Below are 2,022 nucleotides of genomic sequence, written 5' to 3' on the forward strand. Positions count from 1 at the left end.
CAGCACCACCGCCCTCAACCCCGACGGCTCGCTGACCACCAAATACCCGGACGGGTCGGTCCAGACCATCAACCCCGACGGGAGCGTCACCACCACCACCGACCTGAACGGCTCGTCCACCGGCAAGCACACCCCGGGCAGCGGCGGCCACTCCGGCACCTCCGGTCACTCCGGTCACTCCGGCAGCGATACCTCCGGGCTGAACCATCATCTGCCGTCACCGAGTTCGTTCGACCTTCACGACTTCGACACCTCCGGTCTCAACGCCCACCAGCCCATGAGCACACCGCTCAACCCGGCACTGGCCGGCGGAACCGCCGCCACCGGGCACGCGGGCGCCGACTCCTACGAGGACTACGACAGCATCCCGTACGCCGGTCGCGCGCTGGGCGCACCCACCGATGACTCCACCAGCTCCTCGGCTGCCCAGGAGAGCACCGGCGGCATGCCGCTGAACCCCATGGCGTTCGGTGGCATGGGCGGTATGGGTGGCATGGGCGGCATGGGTGGCATGGGCGGAGGCGGCACCGGCGGATCGAACGGCGAACGCGTCCGCTCGGTGCTCAGCGACGGCGACGGCGCCGCCCTGCGCCGACGGCGGAGGTCCCGGGGGGCCGCGTCGGCCGACGACGAGGAGGACGTGGTCGTCACCAGGGGCGGACGGCCCGTCACGGCCTCCACCCCGTACGCCCCCATGGGGATGGACGGCGGTCAGGGTGGCCGGTCCACCGAGTCCGGCGACCGCGTGCGGTCGAACTGGGGGACGGAGGAGGACGACGACGTGTGGGGCACGGACGAAGGCGGCGCTCCGGCGGTGATCGGACGATGAGCGGAGGCAGAACGATGAACGACGGTGGCGCAAAGGACACGTCCGGGGAACCGGTGGCGCAGGAGGCGTCGATCGAGCAGCGGCTGGCCCAGGCGATGGCCGAACTCGAAGCCACCCAGAAGGCTGTGGCCGAGGCGGAGGAGGAACTGCGTCATGCATCCTGCACCGTGCGCTCCAGGGACCGTGCGGTCGAGGTCACGGTCGGTCACCAGGGCGAGCTGACGGAACTGCGGTTCCTGGACGGCAAGTACCGGAACATGACCGCCGGTGAGCTGGCCGGCAGCGTCCTGGAGGCGGCGGAGCGCGCCCGGACGCAGATGTCCCGGCAGGTGATGGAGACGTTCGAGCCCTTCACCCGGCCGAGCGACGCCGTACCCGAGATGACCGGTATGGACGTCGACTGGGCCGCGATCTTCGGTCCCGGTGTCCAGGAGACCGCGCACACCGCCCCCGGCGGCCCTTCCAGGAACCGCCTGCGCGACGAGATCCACGAGGACACGGAGGACGAGCACGATGTCTGACACCGGCGGCGCCTACAGCGCGAACGCGGACGAGGTCCGCAGGGCGGCGGAGCTCATCGACAAGATCGCCGCCATGTCCGGTGCCATCGTCGGCGACTTCGCCGAGGGGGCGAGGGCGACCAGCGGCTGGGAGGGCGATGACAGCTACGGCCGGTCGCTGCGTACGAACCTGGACAGGGAACTGACCTCGACGACCGACACCGGCAGGGCGGTCGCTGAGGCGATCGGCGCCGTCTCCCACGGCAGTCTCGAGAACGCACGGAACATCCTCAAGACCCAGGCCGGAAACCTCGACGCGATCCTCACGTCACGGGGCGCGGGCAGCACCGGGACCGGCAGAAAGAGCTGATACGACATGGCGATCCAGGCCTCGACGCCGGTGAACAACATGCTGTTCGTCCTCACCGGCGAACGCCTCATCCAGGCGAACGAGGACCTGGCGCGCGAGAGTCACGCACCGTACCGGAAGCTGGCCAGGAATCTGGACGAGCTGTCCGACCTGGTCGAGAAGTCGATCGGCAGCGCGGCCCGCGCGCTGCCGCCCCAGGCCGGCCAGAACTACGTCCGCGCGATGCGCATGTTCGTGGACCAGGGCGGGACCGCCAATCTCAAGCAGTTCTCGCGGCAGCTGGACGAGGTCGCCGACAACAGGGTCAGGACCTCCTACCAGAT

General features: G+C 69.9%; 3 protein-coding genes and 1 pseudogene. All 4 read left to right on the plus strand.

What is annotated here, in order from left to right; all coding sequences use genetic code 11:
- Positions 1 to 829, plus strand: a pseudogene (locus ACIBTS_RS47275) (hypothetical protein); the annotation flags it as partial.
- A gap of 14 nt (positions 830 to 843) precedes the next feature.
- Positions 844 to 1,350: a YbaB/EbfC family nucleoid-associated protein gene (locus tag ACIBTS_RS47280; protein ID WP_316725222.1), complete on the plus strand. Its 507-nt coding sequence runs from the start codon at positions 844 to 846 to the stop codon at positions 1,348 to 1,350.
- Complete coding sequence (locus ACIBTS_RS47285; RefSeq protein ID WP_399327863.1) at positions 1,343 to 1,699, plus strand: hypothetical protein; 357 nt, start codon at positions 1,343 to 1,345, stop codon at positions 1,697 to 1,699. Before ACIBTS_RS47280 ends, ACIBTS_RS47285 begins: the two co-directional genes overlap by 8 nt.
- Positions 1,700 to 1,705: 6 nt before the next feature.
- Positions 1,706 to 2,022 (plus strand): hypothetical protein (locus ACIBTS_RS47290; RefSeq protein WP_399327865.1); only part of this gene is annotated, 317 nt, incomplete at its 3' end.

This window comes from Streptomyces sp. NPDC050121 (genome assembly GCF_044460385.1).
GTDB lineage: Bacteria > Actinomycetota > Actinomycetes > Streptomycetales > Streptomycetaceae > Streptomyces > Streptomyces soliscabiei.

What these genes read in the sequence shown, in the direction of transcription:
- ACIBTS_RS47280 (WP_316725222.1), top strand. Translation starts at nt 844, where the DNA reads ATGAACGACGGTGGCGCAAAGGACACGTCCGGGGAACCGGTGGCGCAG.
- ACIBTS_RS47285 (WP_399327863.1), top strand. Translation starts at nt 1,343, where the DNA reads ATGTCTGACACCGGCGGCGCCTACAGCGCGAACGCGGACGAGGTCCGC.